The 22,360-nt window shown below is 40.1% G+C and carries 18 protein-coding genes; 13 read left to right on the forward strand and 5 right to left on the reverse strand.

Translation table 11 applies throughout. The annotated features are described in order from the left end of the window. The 11 genes from ACHUET_RS02920 (at position 1) to csx2 (ending at position 12,061) form a co-directional block, all read left to right on the forward strand. Positions 1-1,230 (forward strand): type III-B CRISPR module-associated Cmr3 family protein, encoded by a 1,230-nt coding sequence (locus ACHUET_RS02920; protein ID WP_394210523.1) that lies wholly within the window; start codon positions 1-3, stop codon positions 1,228-1,230. Positions 1,231-1,294: 64 nt separating this feature from the next. Further along, positions 1,295-2,212 (forward strand): type III-B CRISPR module RAMP protein Cmr4, encoded by a 918-nt coding sequence (cmr4, locus tag ACHUET_RS02925; RefSeq protein WP_394210525.1) that lies wholly within the window; start codon positions 1,295-1,297, stop codon positions 2,210-2,212. Between the two features lie 2 nt (positions 2,213-2,214). After that, complete coding sequence (cmr5, locus tag ACHUET_RS02930) at positions 2,215-2,580, forward strand: type III-B CRISPR module-associated protein Cmr5 (RefSeq protein ID WP_394210526.1); 366 nt, start codon at positions 2,215-2,217, stop codon at positions 2,578-2,580. A 12-nt stretch (positions 2,581-2,592) separates the two neighbouring features. After that, positions 2,593-3,747, forward strand: a complete 1,155-nt coding sequence (cmr6, locus tag ACHUET_RS02935; protein ID WP_394210527.1) for a type III-B CRISPR module RAMP protein Cmr6 — start codon at positions 2,593-2,595, stop codon at positions 3,745-3,747. A 1,048-nt stretch (positions 3,748-4,795) separates the two neighbouring features. Further along, the gene (locus ACHUET_RS02940; protein WP_394210529.1) at positions 4,796-5,329 is read left to right on the forward strand and encodes a hypothetical protein; all 534 of its coding nucleotides are present in this window, start codon (positions 4,796-4,798) and stop codon (positions 5,327-5,329) included. A gap of 393 nt (positions 5,330-5,722) precedes the next feature. After that, positions 5,723-6,631: a hypothetical protein gene (locus ACHUET_RS02945; protein ID WP_394210531.1), complete on the forward strand. Its 909-nt coding sequence runs from the start codon at positions 5,723-5,725 to the stop codon at positions 6,629-6,631. Positions 6,632-6,709: 78 nt separating this feature from the next. Next, positions 6,710-7,477, forward strand: coding sequence for an alpha-ketoglutarate-dependent dioxygenase AlkB family protein (locus ACHUET_RS02950; protein ID WP_394210533.1), 768 nt, complete (start codon positions 6,710-6,712; stop codon positions 7,475-7,477). Between the two features lie 237 nt (positions 7,478-7,714). After that, positions 7,715-7,867, forward strand: a complete 153-nt coding sequence (locus ACHUET_RS02955) for a hypothetical protein (RefSeq protein WP_394210534.1) — start codon at positions 7,715-7,717, stop codon at positions 7,865-7,867. A 21-nt stretch (positions 7,868-7,888) separates the two neighbouring features. Beyond that, on the forward strand, positions 7,889-9,049 hold the full coding sequence (gene cas1 / locus ACHUET_RS02960) for a CRISPR-associated endonuclease Cas1 (protein ID WP_394210535.1): 1,161 nt from the start codon (positions 7,889-7,891) through the stop codon (positions 9,047-9,049). 66 nt (positions 9,050-9,115) lie between these two features. After that, complete coding sequence (gene cas2, locus ACHUET_RS02965; protein WP_394210537.1) at positions 9,116-9,406, forward strand: CRISPR-associated endonuclease Cas2; 291 nt, start codon at positions 9,116-9,118, stop codon at positions 9,404-9,406. 1,479 nt (positions 9,407-10,885) lie between these two features. Further along, complete coding sequence (gene csx2, locus ACHUET_RS02970) at positions 10,886-12,061, forward strand: TIGR02221 family CRISPR-associated protein (RefSeq protein WP_394210539.1); 1,176 nt, start codon at positions 10,886-10,888, stop codon at positions 12,059-12,061. Here the strand turns inward: csx2 and ACHUET_RS02975 are convergent. Further along, positions 12,035-12,436 carry a lecithin retinol acyltransferase family protein gene (locus ACHUET_RS02975; RefSeq protein ID WP_394210540.1) on the reverse strand — a complete coding sequence of 134 codons (402 nt, stop codon included), beginning with the start codon at positions 12,434-12,436 and terminating at the stop codon, positions 12,035-12,037. The two genes, csx2 and ACHUET_RS02975, sit on opposite strands and share 27 nt — an antisense overlap. Before the next feature lie 1,102 nt (positions 12,437-13,538). On the opposite strand from ACHUET_RS02975, the gene ACHUET_RS02980 reads away from it, so the two are divergent. Then, positions 13,539-14,363 (forward strand): methyltransferase domain-containing protein, encoded by an 825-nt coding sequence (locus ACHUET_RS02980; RefSeq protein WP_394210542.1) that lies wholly within the window; start codon positions 13,539-13,541, stop codon positions 14,361-14,363. A gap of 68 nt (positions 14,364-14,431) precedes the next feature. On the opposite strand, the gene ACHUET_RS02985 is transcribed toward ACHUET_RS02980, so the two are convergent. The 3 genes from ACHUET_RS02985 to ACHUET_RS02995 form a co-directional block, all read right to left on the reverse strand. Beyond that, the gene (locus ACHUET_RS02985) at positions 14,432-15,268 is read right to left on the reverse strand and encodes a phosphoadenosine phosphosulfate reductase domain-containing protein (protein ID WP_394210544.1); all 837 of its coding nucleotides are present in this window, start codon (positions 15,266-15,268) and stop codon (positions 14,432-14,434) included. Beyond that, positions 15,269-18,631: a hypothetical protein gene (locus ACHUET_RS02990; protein ID WP_394210545.1), complete on the reverse strand. Its 3,363-nt coding sequence runs from the start codon at positions 18,629-18,631 to the stop codon at positions 15,269-15,271. It abuts the gene before it with no gap. Positions 18,632-18,695: 64 nt separating this feature from the next. Continuing rightward, positions 18,696-19,712 carry a DUF4007 family protein gene (locus tag ACHUET_RS02995; RefSeq protein ID WP_394210547.1) on the reverse strand — a complete coding sequence of 339 codons (1,017 nt, stop codon included), beginning with the start codon at positions 19,710-19,712 and terminating at the stop codon, positions 18,696-18,698. Between the two features lie 164 nt (positions 19,713-19,876). Here ACHUET_RS02995 and ACHUET_RS03000 point away from each other — a divergent pair, with 164 nt between their 5' ends. After that, entirely contained in the window at positions 19,877-21,025 is a 1,149-nt protein-coding gene (locus ACHUET_RS03000) for a cysteine desulfurase family protein (protein ID WP_394210549.1), read from the forward strand. Between the two features lie 154 nt (positions 21,026-21,179). On the opposite strand, the gene ACHUET_RS03005 is transcribed toward ACHUET_RS03000, so the two are convergent. Beyond that, a partial coding sequence (locus ACHUET_RS03005; RefSeq protein ID WP_394210551.1) for an ATP-binding protein occupies positions 21,180-22,360 on the reverse strand: 1,181 nt, incomplete at its 5' end.

The following is a 22,360-nucleotide window of genomic DNA, read 5'->3' on the forward strand; positions in this document are numbered from 1 at the left end:
ATGACTTCAATGACCAATTACCTTATTGAACCTCTCGCCCCGTTGGTGTTCCGTTCAGGTAAGCCTTTCGGTTCACAAGCTTCTGCAGCAGATGTGATTTTTCCTCTCCCTTCAGCAGCAGCAGGTCTGATAAGAGCAACAAGTATCAATCAAAAACAAGCCAGCATGGATGAACATTCAGTTGAAGATGTGGCCAATCAATCCTACCAACAAGTATTGTCTATTAAAGCGACAGGGCCTTATTTGGCAAGATTTGATGAGTCACTACAGCACGTTGAGATACTGGTACCCAAACCCGCTGATGCTTTGTATTTTGAGGCAAAGGAAGACAGTGATAAAGAGAGTGACACGGTTGCAAAAGTGCAACTGGTTCGGCTCGCGCCAAAACCATTAGATGCTGACTGCGGTAGCGACTTACCTGATGGTTTATTACCTGTACAGATGCATGAACCTATCAAAGGCAAACCAAAACCTGGTCCTACCTATTGGACAATTGAGCATTTGAAAAAATGGCAAGCGGGTAACCATATCGATGTGAACGCTTTACAACGAGAAGGCGTCTCTCAACTCCCTATCGATCTACGTACTCATGTCGCCATAGATACGAAATCAAAAGCCAGTAAAACAGGTCAATTGTTCCAAACGGCCAGTTTCGATTTTGGTTATACCAAAACAGAAGGCGAAAACACCGATGGCAGATCAATATGGCAAGATCGTCGATTAGGGTTTGTTATACAAACCGATCAGAAATTAGACGAGGATATGGTGACTTTTGGCGGTGAGCGTCGACTGTCTAAATTCTCACCTATCGATAGTTTAGACAGTCTTTATGATGATAGTTTAGATGAGCTATTGAATAAAATTAATAATGCCAACGGTTTTCGGCTGACCTTTATGACTCCTTGCATCTTTGCCAACGGCTATCTGCCTGCTTGGCTAGATGCCACTACCAAAAAAGGCACGCTTCCTAACACCGCAGCTACTGTCAATCTGACGGCCTGCGCTATTGATAAATGGCAGCCTGTTTCAGGTTGGGACTCTATCTTGTGGAAGCCTAAAGCAATGCGTAAAGCGGTGAGTAGCGGCTCTGTATACTGGTTTACCTTAGACAGTAAGCTCAGCTTATCAGATATGCAGCAATTGGTTCATCATGTCTGGTCTGATGACAGTCAGGATAAACGAGATGGATTTGGTAGCGCCATCATTGCACCTTGGCAATTAGACTCATAATCTGTCAAATCTAACGACTATAAAACTTTTAATAAATAGCCAAATACAATACTAGGGAAAATTTATGCAAACTCAGATCTTTCATCTACAAAACTTATCAGCATTGCATGTGGGCACAGGTCAAGGTGTCGGTGTGGTCGATCTACCAATCGCTCGCGCCAAATCAACCAACTTACCGCTCGTTCCTGGTTCTGCTATCAAAGGTGTACTACGTGATGAGCTGGTAGCCCAAAGCTTAATTACCCCCTCTGACGTCAATACGCTATTCGGACCTGACAGTGCTTTAGATGATGCGCATGCAGGTGCCATCGCTTTTGGTGATGCAAACTTACTCCTGCTCCCTATTCGCTCATTTGGAGGTACGGTTGCTTATGCTACCTGTCCATTTATCTTGCGCCAATACAAGCGTGACAGTAAAGCCAATCTAGAGAACCTACAGATTCCACAATTGGATGGCAGCGACGACAATACGGTTAGTGCTCGCGTCATTGCTGATAGCAGCTTGATGATTAGTGGTACTGGTCGTATTGCCTTAGAAGATTTGGACATACAAGCGTATGACAATGACAACACGCAAGAATGGGCAGATGCCATTACTGAGTCGCTGTTTCCAGAGAGTACTAAGGATTATGAAGACTGGCGAACACAGGTTGCTAAACGTTTCGTTATCCTACCAGACGACATCTTCTCTTTTTTGGCAGATACAGCGACTGAAGTGCGTACTCGTATCCGTATCGATCGTAAAACGCGCACTGTGCAACAAGGCGCACTATGGACAGAAGAAAACTTGCCCGCCGATAGTGTGTTTTGGGGCGTATTGGGTGTGAGCCAATCTCGCAAAAAGTCAGATGATCGTAGCGCTCAGGACTTAGCTGATTTGTTACCCAAAAAAGAGATCCAGATTCAGCTAGGCGGCAAACATACCGTTGGTCGCGGCTTTTGTCGTTTGCTATTGACGTCAGATAACACTCAGGAGGCATAAGCATGAAAATAAGAACCCATAAATATGCTGAACTTGCTTATCCTCTAGTGAGCGATATCAAAGGAGCTAGCGTGGAGTCTAAGTACCGTACACTAGCCTTAACTTTCCCTTCGATGATTATGCAATCAGGTCTTGCACAGGCGATTGGATTTTTGATGGCCAAAAATAAGGAAGAGCATCAAGCATTGCTAGAGCATATCGCAAAAATATTGAACTATGTAGATAACGGACGTGGCAACCCAAGTGCGCTTCATCAGGCCATACTTTCCTCTAGCGTGACTAAATATCAACTGCTTAGTAGAGAGGCATTGGATGCCAGTGCTTGGCTCAAGCGTTATACCCAAGCACTACTAGAAAAGCAATCATAAGGGAGCATTGATATGCAGTTAATGAGGAATCAATTAAGACAAGTTTTTTCTAGAGTCAATGACGCCCATGCTGGTCTACTAATGCAGCGCGGTCTGACAGATTGGGAGGAGAATGAGAAACCCATCAAAGCTCGCTTGATAGATACTGTTGCCAATGTCACCGCCAGTGACTTGTATGTATTAGCATTTGATCGCTGGCTCGATGCCACCCATGAGGATGGCAATGAGGCGTTTGCAACAGTCACTGCCAAAATAGATGGACGCTTGCTCACTGGCTTAGCGCTTGGCGGTACGCTTGAGACTGCGGCAACCACACACCATACATACGGTATGCCTATGCTGGCTGGCTCCTCGATCAAAGGCGCGGTCAGATCTTATACAGAGCATTTATTTGCAGAGCGTGATGAAAATGGTGAACTACAATTTGAAAAGTCTGACAACGTCAATAAGTTGGTCATTCAAGAACAAAAACAGGGCATCCTAGACATTCTATTTGGTACTGATGCCGAAGACGATCATCAAGGTGATGCAGGATATCTGATATGGCATGATGCTTGGTGGATACCCATGGTTAGCGACCAAGGTAGCGTATTGACAGGCAATGATTATAAGCCTTTCGTTGGTGATGTCGTGACGGTACACCACCCAAAATACTATAGTCGCGAGCTAGATGCTGCGCTCGATATGGAAAATCCTGTACCCAACCAACAAATCGCTATACAAGGCTCGTTTTACTTTGTGATTCAAGGTGAGCAAAAATGGGTGCATTTCGCCAGAGAGTTATTAAAAGAGACACTAGCAAATACAGGGCTGGGCGCAAAAGGTGCATCAGGATATGGGTACTTCACGCTTGATGATACTCTCAATAATGAAATAGCAAAAAGATATAGCAAAGGCGTGCCTGTTGATACCACAGCTGACCCTCTAGGCGCTATCCGTCAAGTGATAAAGTATCTGGATGAAAGTCAGCTTATTGAGAGTTTAAGTAAAGGCAAAAACGCATTATTTAAGGACTTGGGTTTAGATAAAGACAATGATGATGACGTGCAAAAAGTGGTACAAGTAGTGATAGAAGAGTTCTCTGAACTGGTAGATAGCTGGAGTGATGCTCAGAAAAAGAGCAACACAGAAAAGGCCTATAAATTCGTGCAAAAGTATCGCTCTTAGTTGGTTATATCAACATTGCAAATATAGCGCCGTTGTTTTACTATAACAGCGTCGCTATTTTATTTAGTGACCCCAAAGTATCAGGGCGTTTTGGACTTAATCTGACGAAGATTATTGTGGTTATTTAACGTTTTAGGCGTATTATCGGTTATTATTTATACAACTTATGATGAAAAATTGGTTAAAAAACACCAACTTTTAAGCAAACTTATGTTGATTAAAATACGTAGCGTAAGTTATTGATTTTATTAATAATAAAAATGGTTGTACAGTCTGAAACGCTCCCTGATTCCTAAGGGATTAAGACTAGTACATTAGTCTGAGCGTTCTGTGTTGTCTGAAACGCTCCCTGATTCCTAAGGGATTAAGACCATGCCATGATGGGGACGGCAGCGGTCGCGATTGGTCTGAAACGCTCCCTGATTCCTAAGGGATTAAGACTGATGACACGTTCGCCATCTGTGTGGAACATTTGGTCTGAAACGCTCCCTGATTCTTAAGGTGAGAAGCGTTAAAAAATTGCATGTCAATTTTAGCTTCGCAAGAGAAAATTCCTTAAATGGAATTTTCTGAGGAAGTAACGAAACACTGCCTCAATCGAGTCCAAGAGAATTTGCATTTTCGTAAATTCTGTCCAACTGGCTACAATGGTCTGAACAGAAAATCCCAGACTTTCTCTTGCGTCGGGGCAAAGCAGTACTTTGCTATATCCCTCCTCATCCCTGATTTCTAAGGGATTAAGACCTATATTTGGCTATCAAGGCGGCATCCGCCTTATGTCTGAAACGCTCCCTGATTTCTAAGATGAGAAGCGTTAAAAAATTGCATGTCAATTTTAGCTTCGCAAGTAAAAATCCTTTAAATAGGATTTTTTGAAGGATCAGTAAGTGTCTGGGAGACACTTATCCGAAGCGCAAGGCGCATAGCTGTATACTTTTAAAGTATGAAAAAAAGTATTTTTTTTAATATTTTGAGTAATAAGAGTTATAATCTAACAATGTATTTTCTCAACGTTTATTGTTCATTATCAAGATAGAAAGGCTATGATATGCTAAGAAAAGATAATAAAGGTGTGTTATATAAAAGAGTAATACATAATAAATGGAAGAAGGTTGAGTACGAAGACTCTATTGATACAAATCTCTATAAAAGTAACTACAGTAGTTTTATCGATGTTAATGACTCATTTGCTCGCGTACTTTCTGTTGTGATAGTAGGTATAGCTGTTATGCTGATCGTTTTTGGCGAATATTTAATTAGTTGGAAAATTTATGACTTTCCTTACAATATTGCTTTAGCACTATACAACTACACCTTATATGAACCATTAAGCTCTGTACCCGCAGTTTTTAAATTCTTTGCTCTTGATAAAAATCTTAATACTACTTGGTTACAAGTGGTGTGGGCTATTTTTTGTACTATAGCTTATTTAGTTGCTTATCTCGTACTTTGGTTTGTATCTTATCAAGGCTTAGCTAGAATTTGCGATAAATATGGCATAAGTCGCTTACTAATATTTTTTTTATATTTATTACCATTTATTATACTAATCCAAGGCTGGATTTCAGACGGTCTGCACTAGGTATTAAATTTTTTAATACTAGATCTTTTTTTATTATTTAACAAAGTCCTATTAAAAATTAAGAAAAACATTTACAATCTTTTATAGTGGTCATTTAAAGATTTCGATACAGCTAAATATAGTTATAAATCGTGTCAAGATATTTGTGTCAATCTCTCTTATTCAACATAAATTTTTCTTATTTTAAGCAGCACGTTGTAAGTAATGATACGATCTAATTCGATAGATTACTTTTACTGTATGCCGTCTCAAATTTACTAAACCACCTCAATAGGTGGTTTTTCTCTTTTGGTAAATAGTTTATAGCCAAATTCTCGCAAGCTTGTCGTTTTGGTTATGCACTACTTATCTCTTCCATAATGGGCACATCAACCGCCTAGTGGAGAGACACCGATGACGACCTATAACTCAGCAGAAAAAGCCGCACAAAACATTGCACAGCAAGTGGCTTATGCTGCCGATCAATTACAACTGCATGGGTTTGGTCGTTACTATAATGCGATGGTTGGCGCTTATGTCTCAGAAGTTTATAAGACACTGCCTTATTCAACCTTTGCACAGATAACCAACCGAGCGAAGACTCCGCTATGCTCAGTTGAGCAGGCGATAACCTATACCACGCTATATGGTAAGAGTCATTTTGACCGCTTTAGTAGCGTTATTGGTCAAATTATGGGTCGCAGTACACGTACAGAGGCCGTTACTAAGACGATCAATATTGTGGATTATGGCTGTGGTCAAGCTATCGCTAGTCTAGCCCTATTGAGCTATCTTGAAACATACGTCAACTGTGAGAACTTTACGTTGAATTTTTATCTGGTGGAGCCTTCACAGACCACGCTTGATATAGCGGCATTACTGGTGAGCAAAATGTCATCACGTAGCGCTGCCAATATTGTTATACATCAACACCATACGGATCTTGCTGGGTTTTTGGCGACAGACAGTTACACGCTTGTACCAGCAGACTACTCACTGCATCTATTCTCTAACGTACTAGATATACCAAAAGTACAGCAGATAATTCCAGCTCTATCTACCTATCTGAAAAGTATCCGTGGCAAACAGATGGTCATCGCTGTGGGCCCGCAGTATTCAAATAACTATACGGGTCTGGAGCAGCTAAAGCATTCATTAGGCGGGGTGACGGTCAAAAAAGACATCGCTGACTTCTCTGTTGAGAGTGAGATATACTCAGTAACTAACAACCATTGGCAGCATTCTCACTCTCGTGGTGTGATGATGGGACTGTGTTTCAAAAACTCAATCGATGATACAGGCAAGATAGACTTGGCTGCTTAACTATAATACAAAATCAAAAAGCTTATAGAACGATTGGTGCCAAGTGCGACTGATATTATATTTTTGAGGAGCGTTATTATGGATTTATTTGATACCCTACCGACAGACGACTCTGTATCTGCATTAACCAACTTCATTGTCGATGGCAAATTTATGCAGTCTGATTACTCGGCTCATGTCCATGATGATGGAAAAGGCATCGTAATCAATATACCAGATGGCAGACTCTACTACGCGCCGCAATACTTTGATAGTGCGCTCAGCGATAGCATCATAGACAGTTTGTTAGCATGCGATGGCATCGACCATAGCACTCACGACTGGCATCAGCAGAGTGATATTGGTACGCTGCCCTTCAAAAACATAGAGTGGCAACAAGACAGCGTAAGTATGTTCGGCAAAACTCATGACTTGCCTCGGCTATCGGCATGGTATGGCGATAATGATAAGCCCTATACCTACTCGGGTATCACCCTACAGCCCAAACCATGGAATGATATTCTGCTAGAGTTGCGAGAAGCGCTCGTGCCCATCTGCAAAAGACAGTTCAATAGCGTACTGCTCAACTGGTATCGCTCAGGCAATGACCATATTAGCTGGCATACAGATGCTGAGCCTGAGCTTGGAGCAAACCCACTCATTGCCTCAGTGAATTTTGGGGCGAGCAGACGGTTTTTGTTGCGCCGCCGTGATGATCATAGTATCAAGCTAGAAATACCGCTCAAGCACGGTAGCATACTGGTGATGGCAGGTGCATTGCAGCATCACTGGCAGCATAGCGTGCCCAAACAAAAAAAGGTCAAAGAAGGCCGTGTTAATTTGACTTTTCGTACGATTCATACGTAACGCGCAACTGTGTGCGATCAGACGTAGAGCCATCCGATACAGCATTGTCCTGTCCAATGACTGTATTGTCCGAAAGACAAATAACATCATGGACATCAGACTATGACACAACGGCTATATCTCGTCGGCTAAGATATCAGTGAGCCAAAGCGCCAAGCCCTGCTGCGCTATAATATCAAGAGCTATAGCGCAACGGGTCAACGCTCTGCCTATGAATGCCTGTTATCAACAGATAGTATGCGACAATTGAGCGAGTTTGCCGTGTCTAAAATCGAAACAGGCGATGCCTTCTTTATTGTCAGAGCTATTAATACATACTGGTCGCAGGTGGCAAAAGACAATCCATCAAAACCAAAGGATGCAGCGATAGATCATTTTTATATTGGGTAATCATTTGCTTAGGAGGCTGTGATGCAAAATATAGTCATCGACAAAAAAGGCAGTCAGATCTACTCGCAGCGCAGCCTGCTCATCATTCAGCATCCAAGCTTTGGTAAGCCGTTAAGTATTCCTCTATCTCAGATACAGAGCCTAACCATCACCACTCAAGTAGACCTAAGTAGCACTCTGTTGACTCGACTATCTGAAAACAACGTGAGCCTGTGTGTGTTACCTAGTGGTCGAACGGGCGAGGCTTGTTTTTTATTGGGTGGTTGGCATGCCGCTATAGAGCGCCGAATACAGCAATACGATGTCATTCACCAAGTATCATCGAGGCGTTACTGGGCATCGGTACTGGTCAGGCTCAAACTGCACCAACAAGCAGATGTACTTATCAAACTAAAGCAGCATTGTACATCAGCGACGACTCCGTCATCAGATACAGCGAGTGATTGCATACATTCTGCCATCACGGAATCGCAGCTTGTAGAGATAGATGTGGCTATCAAAAAACTCAAAAGCTTACGAGACAAATTCCGTAGACACTACCCTACTACATCTATCCCATCCAGCCACCCATCGAGAGTCTATAACGACTATACCCCTCACTATCAGATTGCAAGCCTACTCGGTACAGAAGGCATTGGCTCTGCGATTTATTTTAACGGCTATCAGCAGTTTTTTGCAGACGACCTACAATTTCGCACACGCAACAGACGCCCACCCAAAGACCCTGTCAATGTGGTGTTGTCCTTATCTTATACCTTACTACAGCATCTCTATCAGCAAGCCCTATATAGTGTTGGGTTTGATCCTTACTATGGTGTACTACATAGCCCAAGCTATGGTAGACAGTCTTTGGCTTGTGACTTTGTCGAGTTACAGCGTAGCACTATTGATTTTTGGGTTTGGACATTGTTTGAACAACGCATTTTAATTTTAGAGGATTTCAGTATATCTGGTAATTCTGGTATATCTGACGATAGTAACTATCCGTGTGAGCTACTAAAATCTGGACGTAGTAAATTCTATAAGGCATTCTCTGGCATTCGTCCCATGCTGAGTAAACACGCCTTGAGCCATGCTTGGCTATGGCAAAACCGCATACAGCGTTATCATTCTGATAAAACGTTATCTCCTTCTCTATCCTTTGTCAGTCATCACCCTGAATCCTCGCAGCCGGCTTTTTAATGAGAAATCGATATCTGATTGGATATGTTGGTGAATGCTATCTTTTACCCATAGGTTGTAACTGTTATGAAAAAGACGTATTTTATCATTGCTTATGACATCAGTGAAAAAAAGAGACTTCAACGCTTGCAGCGGCTCGTCAGCAATCAGTTTTTGCAATTACAGTATTCGGTGTATTATGGGTCGATGACACATCAGGCGATGGATCGCTTTATCATTGCTATACAAAAAATTATCGATAAAAATGACGATGACGTGCGGATATATGAGGTCGAACCGTTAGAAGATGCCTTTGTGATTGGCAAGCGTTGTGATGATATTATGATGTTTAGTGATATAGGAGAGATCAGACTATAGTCACTACTAGTCAGCCTACATAGACAAGGTTATTTTCTGCTTTTTGCTAAGTTCTATCGCTAACTATTTAGGCGTGTCGCAGTGATCGTACCTCTTATTCTATTGCACTTGATGCAGACATCTATTACTATAATGTAGTGAGCTTTGATTATTCACACCCTAAGCGATTAGGGGCGAATTCAGACTTTATCTGACGAAGATAATGGTTACTATTTAACGTTTTGGACGTATAACTGGTCATTATTTAACCAACTGGCACTAAAAAATTGGTTAAAAAAACACCAACTCTTGTTGGTTAAAATATCGAATATAAGTTATTGATTTTATTGATAATAAAAATGGTTGTACAGTCTGAAACGCTCCCTGATTCCTAAGGGATTAAGACCCGACACTACCTAGCTTTTGGCAGCAAGCTGTAAGCCTGAAACGCTCCCTGATTCCTAAGGGTGAGAAGCGTTAAAAATTACACTGTAATTTTAGCTTCGCAAGTAAAAATCCTTTAAATAGGATTTTTTGTAGACTAGCTAAAACAGTCTGAACAGAAAATCTCAGATTTTCTCTTGCGTCGGGGCAAAGCAGTACTTTGCTATTTCCCTCCTCATCCCTGATTCTTAAGGGATTAAGACTTACCGTAACCGTTTACATCTTCTTTGTCTTTGTCTGAAACGCTCCCTGATTCTTAAGGGATTAAGACCTATGTACAGATTGATAGGGTCATTTTTAGGGGTCTGAAACGCTCCCTGATTCTTAAGGGATTAAGACCAATCTGCTTAGTCTTTTTGCTGTAGTGATTTGTCTGAAACGCTCCCTGATTCTTAAGGTGAGAGACGTTAAAAAATTGCATGCCAATTTTAGTCTCGCAAGAGAAAATTCCTTAAATGGAATTTTCTGAAGGAATAGCGAGTGTCTGGGAGACACTCGCCCGAAGCCACAAGGCAAGAGCTATGCTCGAGCAAGACGTTAAGAAATTACACTGTAATTTTAGCTTCGCAAGTAAAAATCCTTTAAATAGGATTTTTTGAAGACGAGATACACCAGTCTGAACAGAAAATCCTAGATTTTCTCTTGCGTCGGGGCAAAGTAGTACTTTGCTATTTCCCTCCTCATCCCTGATTTCTAAGGTGAGCGAGGATCAGTAAGTGTCTGGGAGGCACTTACCCGAAGCGCAAGGCGCAGAGCTATGCTCGAGCAAGACGTTGAAATAGCAGACAGAATTTTTTGAAATATGAAAAGGCGGCTAGCAGGTGGTTTCCAAGCGCAAGTCGCTCATCCCGCTGAGTAGCCTATAAATTACAGACTAAAAATAATGACTGGCTTACGATAACAGGGCAAAGGTTTTAAACCTTTGCCCTGTTTTTTATAGCTGATATAAAATACAATTAATGCAACTGGTTTTTGCTATAGCCTGCGCTACTAGCACGCATAACCATATGCAATATTATTGCGACCAAATACCCATAATAAGAGGATAAATATCAAGTGACGACGCTAATCAGCTTTTTGGGCGGTGGTAAACAAGGTGACAGCTATAGAAGCACAGATTATAAATTCTCAGATGGGACACTTTATAAAGATGAACGCTACTTTGGATTGGTACTCACCAAAGAAGTGAAACCTGACAGGCTAATTTTGTTGGGCACATCAGGCAGTATGTGGGATGTGTTTTTTGAGGCTGGATTCGAAAACTATTCAGAAGAATGGAGCGAATTATCACAAGCAGTGATAAATGATACTGTGACCGTAGCTCAGTTACGGCCTTTTGAGCAGTTTTTGACTGACAAACTCGGTCTAAGTGTCACCTGCCAGCTGATTGATTACGCTAAAGACGCCACGGGGCAAGTCAGTATACTCAAAAAACTCGATGAGCTACTGGTTGAAAATGAGCAAGTGGTCATGGATGTCACTCATGGATTTCGCCATTTACCACTGATTGCACTGGTCGCAGCACGCTATTTGCAAGTCACCAAAAACGTGCATATCCAACATATTTATTATGGTTTTCACTCGGCCGAGCTCAAAGTATCTGAAGTATTAGAGTTGCGCGGCTTGCTAGATATGCTCGACTGGGTCAGCGCCCTTGAGACTTTTGATAAAGATGGAGATTATGCCGTGTTTGCCCCATTACTGGTCACTGTCGGGTTGGATAAGACTGCTGCGGATGAGCTAGAACGAGCCAGCTATCTAGAGCGCTTGCTCAATGCCAGTGGCGCAAGTGCCAAGCTGACACAAATCATGCCAAAATTAGAGGCACTGCATACCGCAGACGCGCCGCTGTATAGCTTATTTTATGAGCCATTAGCCAAACGGCTCTCGTGGTACAAAAAATCGTCGCTAGGGCTACAAGAGCAAGATCTGGCCGAAAAATACCTAAAGAGAAAGGACTATGTACGAGCGGTTGTCTATGCGATGGAAGGACTGATCTCCAGAGAAACCGCTCTAAACAATGACAACGTTCATAACTTTCAAGATCGCAAAAACGCTTATGATCATTTGATAGACTCAAAAGATAAGTTTAAGGATTTTAAAGAGTTCCGCAATGCTATGGTACATGGCACTGCCTCTGGCAAAGATAAGATACGGCAAATCATGAAAGATCCTACGCGGCTACATGCTTCACTAAAAGACCGATTAAAACATCTGTTTAAAGAGCGTTGAAAATGACTCTCTGCTTCTTGCAAATACACTTTCACTTTCACTTTCACCATAGATACACCAATTAACAAAATGCTCGCAGTTATTCAATAGCAAATTATAGTTATCTTCATGCAGACGTCTGCGCGCACGCGCGACGGTTTGCACATGGTTGAATGAGCGATCACGGTGATAGCGTACGAGTGTTCCTCTGCCTTTGGTAAAGCTGTGCAAATCCGTAATGACTATTGGCCCTGTCTCAAAGATATCACTAAATCCTGAATAGTGAATCACTTTGTTATTGCCTAAATATATACCGTGGTGATAATAAAACATACGCTGAGTAATCAGGTGATCGCCTGCTTTTCTTTTATTAATGTTTTGAAGTACAAAAGTCATAGTATCACCAATCGCTCACAGTAGGGATTGTATAATAGCAACTAGAAAATACGAGTGTGGTTGTCACAAGCTTGTCAACTGCCATCGTGGCCACATCTTGTCTTGCGCTTCAGATCTGTATCTATTACTATAGTGCAGTGAACCTAACCGGTTCACACCCTAAGCGATTAGGGGCGTATTCAGACTTTATCTGACGAAGATATTGGATACTATTTAACGTTTTGGACGTATAACTGGTCATTATTTAACCAACTGGCACTAAAAAATTGGTTAAAAAAACACCAACTTTTAATCCAACTTTTGTCGGTTAAAACATGGAATATAAGTTATTGATTTTATTGATAATAAAAATGGTTGTACAGTCTGAAACGCTCCCTGATTCCTAAGGGATTAAGACCTTCGATGTTTGGGAAGATGCGCTCAAGTTCCGTCTGAAACGCTCCCTGATTCTTAAGGGATTAAGACAGAAAAGCATCTGCTTTCTTACCGTTGAATTTGCGTCTGAAACGCTCCCTGATCCCTAAGGTGAGAGACGTTAAAAAATTGCATGTCAATTTTAGTCTCGCAAGAGAATTTGCATTTTCGCAAATTCTGTCTAACTGGCTACAATGGTCTGAACAGAAAATCATAGATTTTCTCTTGCGTCGGGGCAAAGCAGTGCTTTGCTGTTTCCCTCCTTATCCCTAATTCTTAAGGTGAGAAGCGTTAAAAAATTGCATGTCAATTTTAGCTTCGCAAGAGAAAATTCCTTAAATGGAATTTTCTGGAAGATTAGTAAGCGTGTGGAGTACGCTTACCCGAAGCGCAAGGCGTAGAGCTATACTCGAGCAAGACGTCAAAAAATTGCATGCCAATTTTAGTCTCGCAAGAGAAAATTCCTTAAATGGAATTTTATGGAGGATTAGTAAGCGTATAGGTCACACTCTTCTGAAGCGCAGAACAAGATGTCAAAACACTTGCACAAAAAAGCCGTCTATCAGTGATAGACGGCTTTTTTTGTTCATCAGATGCAGACTCGCAAGCTTGTCGATTCATCAAACATCATCTAAAGAAGTCAATAATAGCCTCAAGACATCAAATAACCGCCTTGAGGATTACCATTATGCCAACACCTTTTCAGCTTCAAATTGATACTGCTAGCGAATCTATGATTGGTGGCTTTTCTGATTATTATCAGAATATGGTCAGCTACTTTCATCAAAATCCTGCTCAAAACCTAAGCTATAGCGCTTTTTCTAACCGTACTAATAGAGCGACAAATGCACTTATCTCTGAAAAAGAAGCCATATTTTATATCGTTGCTTATGGCTGGCAGCATCACCAAAGTATGCAGCATTTATTGGCCGAAACGATTGACGTCACCAGTGAGATACAAGAGAGCCTGCGCGTAATAGATTATGGCTGTGGTCAAGGCGTAGCGACATTGGCATTTATGGATTATCTGGCACAAAAAGGGGTCGCTCAACAAAGCGCGCTTGAGGTACATCTGATCGAACCCTCAAAGGTTAGCTTAGACATTGCTAAGCGCCTGATTGAGCGACTAGCAGAGGTATATGGCATGCAAGTGTCTGTTCATTGCCAGCAGTGTACTTTGGATGATGCGGTACTGCGGTTGGATAGTGAATGCCGAGAAACCTTTCACTTATTATCTAATATAGTAGATATAGAAACGGTGCAAAACGCCTTACCAAGTCTAGCAAAGCAGATGCAGTCCTGCGCAGGTAAAAACTTCTTACTTGCTACCTGTCCGAAGTATCTACAAGCACAGGCGGGCTTTCACATATTACGCCAAGAAATGAGCTTTGCTGACATCTGTCATGATGAGTGTTGGGATATGACTTATCAGATGTACCGCGTCACACAGGCATGTTGGAACGAATATACCTCTACACAGCGAATGCTCATGATGGACTGGACTAGTAGCTAATATAGCCTACCTGTGCGATACAGCATTATGCACTCAAACAGAACCAAATATATCGCTAAAACTCAAAGCTATTTATGACACATAACACATGCTTTACCTTGTCCATAGATATCATCCATATCTAACTCAGGCTCACCATCAGGTCTAAGCGGATTAACTTTAATCCGCTTTTTCATTTTTGCTATTCTTTTTTCATGATCGGCTTTAATTTCAGCAATGCGCTCAGGGCGACTAAGCTCTTCCAGCGATTCACGCTCCGACCAAGTAAAAGGGGTTTGATTAGCGAGCGCTTCTTTCTCGTAAGCCATAGCCTCTTTAAAAGCTTCAGGATGACGTTCTAGAAGCCCAACCCACTCTATCTTGCGTTGGAAGAAACAAAAGGTACAGCCACTGCGTGTACGCCATTCATAATACGACGGTAACCCTACTCCAGAGTTTTCTAGTATATCCATCACACCTGGCTTATCGATACCATCTTCTCTAAAAGGTAATTTAATGACCAGCTTTTCATCACTAGAGTCATAACCAGTACGATATGGCTCATCTGAACGAATAGCGACATATGAGTGCACCTCATAGCCATCATCTAAAAATCCCTGTACCCAGTCTTGAAACGGTTTTAGTTTCATCTTAATAGTACACCAGCGAGCCTGTGGTGATGGCAAGTAATCATTATGCTGAGTTAACCAAAAATCAAAATCTCTATCAGGATTAATATGTTGTACAGCCTTACCTAAGTATCCTTCTAAGTAAGAGAGATACTCATATACTTCATCAAGCTCTTTACCTGTATCGGTAAAGAAGTATTCAATCTCTAAATCCGGGTAGTTATCACGCATATAAATAGCCAATGCTGCACTATCTTTACCACCTGATATACCCAATACGTGCTTAATTTTTGACATTTAGGATTCTTCCTTTTCAGCATCTTCTTCATTTAGAGCTTCTAAGAGCTTTGCAATCACAGCGATTCTATCGTTCATATCGAATTGACTTGCTTTTAGAGAGTTTGCAATTTCTTCTACCTTTTTACTGATAGGCTCGATATTTTTAGACGTAATATGCGCTTCTCTCACTCGACTGGTCGTTGCACTAGGAGACTTAGTAATCACCCCGACTTTCTGTCTATCTGGGCTGGCATTCACATCAGCATTGACTTCTGCTTCTAAAAACTGAAACCCATACGTCGCAATACGCTGTTGCGCCTTGATGATATCTTGATCAATCCACTTTTTAGATGGCTTATTGCCTGCTAATAAACTAATGAGACTTTCAGCATCATTCATAGAGCCATCGTATTTAACAAGTCTAGCTATAAATGCATCTAACAAATAATCACCAGACTTGCCAAATAAAGCTTCTGAACGTTTATTGATTTCAGTATAAGGGTTAATACTATCTTCTTTTATTTTAAGATAATTCTGTAGTCCCATATTTATTTCAGATACGAGGTCTGGATAAACCTTATCTAACTCTTGTAGACCTTTGATGATTTTTTCTACTTTTGCATTATCATCATCTGCGGCGTTAAAGAACTTTGGTAAGTCATCAAAGAGTAATTGGTTAGGATCATTTGCTTTTTTCAAAATATCACGCAGCTGCCTAGTTTTAGGTGATAATTTGTTGGTACGTTGAATCCATGGATGCAAACCATAGAAAATACTGACTAATGCTTGAGCAATAGGTAAAGGTTCATCTTCAATATGAGTATTTAGACGAGCGCCGAACTCTTCTTGCAATCTGTCTCTCAAAACATGAATCCACGATTGGACACCCTCTAAGAAAGATACTTCTCTTACACCTACATCAGCAGGGACTTTAATTAGATACTCAGCCAATAAGTATTGGACCGAAGGCTTGTATTCACCATTAATATAATTAGCTAAATCACTATGACGCGATAATATATAAGCAATGTATAAGATTTCATGAAGTCCTGCCTTCACGCCATAAGGAGGTGCCTGCCAAGCTTCATAGATCTCCTTAGCAGTAACCAGATCTCCTTTAGCCTCAGCAATGATGTCATCAGCACACGTCCAGATAGCCTGTAACTGCCTATCATCGGGCTTAGAAAAATAATAGTTACCTTCCCTATCCGCCTTATGCAAACCATTTTTGACAATAACTGATTCATATACACCTTTTTCAGGTGGGTACTTATCAATTCCTAAGCTTGCTTCTTCACTACGTTCAATCATACGTTTAAGCAATTCACGAATAGCGCCTTTTGCGCTAGGTGAGGGTTTATTGCGATTGACCAGCTCGTTATTACAAATGAAGTTTTGAGTCACTTGCTTATCGGCGATGGTTGATGCAAGCGCTGAAAGCTTGAATCGATTCAATTGGGTTTCAGGACTTGCTAAATGCCTGCTATACCATTTCGATGCATTTAAACTCTTATCAAGCAACGTATTCAAAGCATCTTCAATTTCAACCAAACGCCCTTCGGTTTCTTGACGTGCAATCTTATCGTTTAGCAATCTCTCTTCATTTTTCAAGATGTTACTTAAAGCGATCTTATCTTTTAACATATCGATGATAATCGTATGACTATCTAAGATGGCAACCACCAAATTATTAAACTCATCAGAATTATCTATTTTTTTGCAAATCTCTGTTGCCAACAATACTTCTTCATCATTTTTAGGTATGAGCAGACAAAAATATCCGACTAACGATGCATTGATACTATCTTGCAGACCCGTAAGTACATTTTCTAATGCATCAGTCACTGGAAATAGTTTCACTTCCATCCAACGGAGGCTACCAGTAAGTTGATAATGTTTTTTTGCAACGATAGGCTCAAACTGTTCTAGCTGCTCAAACGGTAGTGAGTCAAGATCCTGAATCTGTTCTCTCACCGCATCGTTTAGGTTAAAGTCGCTCCCTTCACTAAGCACGTAGGATTGTTTAAATTTACTATAAAATATAATTGAAGCAGATTCTAACGACTTGATAAGCTCATGCAGTTGCTCTTCATTTATATCTAGTAGTGTATTTAATAGCTCAGGACTCGCATGCACTCCTGTCCCATCTGCGAAAATACTAATCAAAGCAATTATTTTAATTAACTTAACGGCAGCATCGTCAGCAAGTCCTTCATAACGGTTGACTGCCGTTTGAGACAAAAGCCATTGTTTGCTGTACTCAGAAGCAATAATAGCGCTATTCAAGTTACTATCCAGATAGTCCCAAAACTGATACGGCTTAAATAGAACAAACTCATCCAACAAAGTATTTTTTAGATAATAGCCAAACCCATTTGGTTCAGAAGACATTAAGAAAGAGAAAATACTACGCTGATTTTGTCCAAAGTTTTTTTGAGACAATTTACATAGTAAAATTGCTACAAGCGGATGTAGAGGAAATACATCACCTAGCAGCTTGGTTAAACTCTCTGAGTTGGTTTGACGGTAATTAGTAATATTAGCAACTAGCGATTGGATTTGGGTTGTGAACTCATCGCTGTTTTTGTATTTTTCTAACTGTTCATTAGTCATGTTAATGACTTGACCAATCAGATAAATCTGCTCTTCAACTGATAATGTAATCGCGAAATCGACAAACCTACCCTGAATCTTCATCCATTCATTATGCGTTTTTGCAGTCGCTTGACGCGCGTAAGCTGTAAAAGATTGATGCAACATACCAACTAAAAGTATTCTTCCATTGGTTCTATTCACAAATTCAGCAAGCTGCTGCAGAAAATAAATGTCATCTGGACGATGGCTTTTGGCTGCACCATCAAACACCTTACCTAGCTCATCAACAAAAATAATCAGACGTTGTTCATCATCGATATAACTATCTAATGCCTCTAAAATATCCTTCGCATCTGCACTTGAGGGTAATCCGAGTGCATCTCTAAATATCTGCTCTGGCGCTGTCGTCTGACCTGTTAGGTTAAGCGTTTTCCATTGTTGGTCTTTAGCGTTAAAGTGTTTAACAATAGCAGTCTTATTTTTTTTACTTAACTTAGAAGACGCTATTTCAACAATCTCTTTATCATCACTTACCAAGCCCTGTAGAAACAAAGCCAAACTCGATTTGCCAGATCCAAAAGGGCCTGTCCAAGTAAATGCTGTCTGTCCGCCTTTTATATGACTAATCATATTCATTAGAATTTGTTCATACGACGCAGTACAGTAAAAGTTACTGATAGGACCTTTATTGTTGCTATCAGCATAGATATTGATAGAGCGTTGGAAATATTGGTTTCGCTCGATGTGGTCAATAAGGTAGTTATCTACATTAGGGCTAGTATTCATGACTATTTATAACTCTATAATTAATTTATTAAAAATACCGTAATTAAATATTTTTTAGGACCTATTAATGGCTATAGTCTTCATTCCGCATATGCTCTACGCATTGCTCGAAAATGGCATCAAGACTACTACCATCAGTTATTTGAAATTGGCGAATCCCAGCAGACTGAGTCCACGTCAAAGAATATGTAGAGTCTTGTAATTGCTCTGCATAATCTATAATCGCATCTTCATCTAACATGAATACCCGACCTGGAGAACATTCGTCATAAGTACACATCTCTAGCGACAAGGTATCAGCTGCCCCATTATGAATTCGCCAACAGTTGATTAACGAATAAACAAAAACATGCAGCGTCAAAGAGTTCTTCTCACCTCGTAACGCTCTAATGTTTTGCTTATTAACACGAGTCAATAGCCCAAGCTCGACTAGCGGACCTTCTAATACATTTTCAAAATCGTCATTTGCTTTACGAGTTTTTGTTGTGTAATTTTGAATCAAGCATTCAATATCTTTCTTTATTGTTGAATCTGAAGGAGCTGATAAGCCATGATCTTTAAAAAACTCTTTTAATAATCGAGCAAATTCTTCTCGACTTAACTCTGATTTTGTATTGATATTGAACAGCCAATAGTAGGTCATTAAATTAGGGTTTGTGACAAGGCATAAATGCAATAGCCAAATGGTCGAAGGTGACTCTAAATAAGGATCTAAACCATGATCAGAAAAAATATTTTCAGAGTTATAGAAAGAATTGAGTTGCTTAGTTACATCTACAGTATCGTTTTTCGAAATTTCATCAATTATCGTAGTAGGCTGTGTATTATAATAAGCACTATTATCTCTGATAATCATGGCCGTCTGTGTTGACCAAAATCGCATAGCATTCAACATATTTTTACCAACACCAAAATCAGCGATAGCGGTATCTTGAGAAAAAACGTTTTCGAATTCCTCAGATTCTGGCTGTACTGCAATTTGATCATGGACTTTTTTCAACCAGCCATATCTTAATGGGAAAGTATCATGGCCTGAAAGAGTTGGTTTTATATTGTTTATCAAAGATGCAAAGTAACGCATAAATTTCAATCAATCCATATAATTTTTAATAAACTTGTATAGTTGCTTTTCGCATTGGAACAAGTCTCCAATGGAAAATTATATCATGTTACTAACCTTATGTAATGAGATTCTCTTTTTTTCACCCTAAAAACTATCCTATACAAATAAATAATGAAAATATTATGAAAAACATATACTTAGACTATAATTCACACACCCCATGCGATATATCAGTCATTAAAGCTATGCAAGATATATGGTCTCAGCCTGGAAACCCTCACTCAGACGGGCACTCTTTTGGGTGGAATAAACAAACATTAATCAGTGATAGCCTTAAGACATTCACTGATATATATGACTGCTTCGAGGAAGAACTGTTATTTACCTCAGGAGCAACTGAAGCCAATAATTTAGCTATCTATTCAGGCATTCCTATTGCCGAAAAAACGAACCCACAAGCAGACACCATCCTCACCAGTCACTTAGAACATAAATCCGTCTTAAACCCATTAGAGATAGCTGCTAGTAAACATGGTCTCAAACTACTCTATGTGGACATCACATCGGACGGTGTTATCGATTTACAGGATCTGCAGACCAAATTTGAGCAGAATAATGTGCTATGGGTTTCTTGCACGATGACCAACGGCGTTATAGGAACAAATCAGCCTATCTATCAAGTCGCTGAGCTATGCCAGCGCTATAATGCGATGCTGCATGTAGATGGCTCACAAGCAGGCTATCTTGATATTTCCTGTCATGACTTAGAAGTGGATTTCCTGACACTATCAGCTCATAAAATATATGGTCCCTCAGGTATTGGTCTGTTGTACTCAAAGCATCTACAACACCCTGAATTTATGCCTATGATTTCTGGTGGTGGTCAGCAAGATAGTTTGCGTGCTGGTACATTGCCTGTACCATTGATTGTTGGATTCGCTGACGCAGCTAAAGTACTAGAGACGGTTAGAGAATCTGAAGCTTTACGATTGAAAAAACTGAGAGATGCCTTGTTGAATGGCTTGAATCAAGCGCTTGAAATTAGAGTATTTGGTGACATGGAGGACCGCCACCCTGGTAACCTATACTTAGCAATCGAAAATGTTGATAGCATGCAACTGCTGAACAACTTGCAACCACACCTCGCTTTTTCGCTTGGCTCCGCTTGCGACGGTTTGAGTCGTGAATACTCTCCTATTATGAAAGCGATGAGTGTTCCAAAGGAACTCGCTGAATGCGCATTTAGAATTTGTATCGGACGGATGACTACTACTGCAGAGATTGATTTGGCAATAGACATGATAATAGCTAAAGTTAAGAAAGTTAGCTGAGTTTCGTATATATCAACTAATCACTTCTAGTTGCAGCGAAGTCACTCTACATAAAAGTATAGTCATAAAAAGCACACAAAGAATTTTGTGTGCTTTTTATGACTTGAATCTATACTAAATAATTTCATTCATCAATTACAGCACCTGATTTTTATCATATATCTATAAAAAATGAATCAGATTGTTCATCATTAATATAGCTACTAAAGCCACGCTCTTCTAGAGCAGTAATATCTAATTTTTTCACAACTTCTTTAAACTGGCCTTTTCCATCATCAATATAGCCTACAAAGAAACATTGACCCTTTTCAAGACTATTGAGTTGTTCAATCCAGTCACTTTTTTTCAAATCAGGATGGACTTTAGATAATAGATCAGCAAAACTGCTTATTTCTGTAGTTGCAGGCTTAAAAAATAGTTTCGTAGAAGCTTGAAATAACCTATCCTTTTGTTCATTAGTAAAATTACTAACCGTTTGCGTTGCTAAAACCAAACTGATACCAAATTTTCTTCCTTCACGTAGTAGCTTATCAATTGGGGAGTCTGCACTATGATCAAGGTTTTGCATCTCATCTAACACAATTGTAATAGGCTTACTCTTGTGACCATGTTTTTGCACATATGCCCATAAATCCCACAAAACAAACTCAGTAATAATTCTCTGTAAATCTTTGGGAATTTGAGTGAGCTGAATAATTTGTACAGCGTGTTCCTTACGTACTTTATCTTCATATAAATTAGTAGAAGCAGTGTTATCAAAACAATTCATTTTTACTAAGGTACGAATTTTATTAGCAACACTTTCGCCCCGCGTACCTTCATCTTCTAAATCCTCAACAAATCCTTCTAAATTATAACGAGGGTTAGCTGTTAGCCCAGCTTCAAGTACCTTATCAATAATTGCAACTTGCTGGCTTCCAAAGTCTGAATATACAGAATTTAGAATATTTTTTACTCTAATCGCTACCTGAAAAGGTTTTTCTATAATAGTTTGGCCAGGGGAGATTTCTGTTGAGTAACTTTTAAATGGATTAATAGGCAATGGATCTTGTATGACGAAATACTCTTGGGGCTTACAGACATCTTGATATATAAGTTCTGATTGATGCTTCAAAAATCCATCTGTGTAATCAATAATAAAAGAAGAAACACCTCCTAATGCTAATTCAGAGAGTAAGCACTGAATTGCATACGTTTTTCCTGAACCTGAAGAGCCGAAAATAAGCAAGTGCCGGTTACTTAGCTTCGCATGATTATATTCCCAATAAATCGGATTTTCTCTTCTACCTTCTCTCCCGAACATTATCTTTCTGTCTTCAATATTCTCTACAGTAT

The sequence above is a fragment of the Psychrobacter piscatorii genome (assembly GCF_043641605.1).
In the GTDB taxonomy this organism is placed as follows: Bacteria; Pseudomonadota; Gammaproteobacteria; order Pseudomonadales; family Moraxellaceae; genus Psychrobacter; species Psychrobacter piscatorii_C.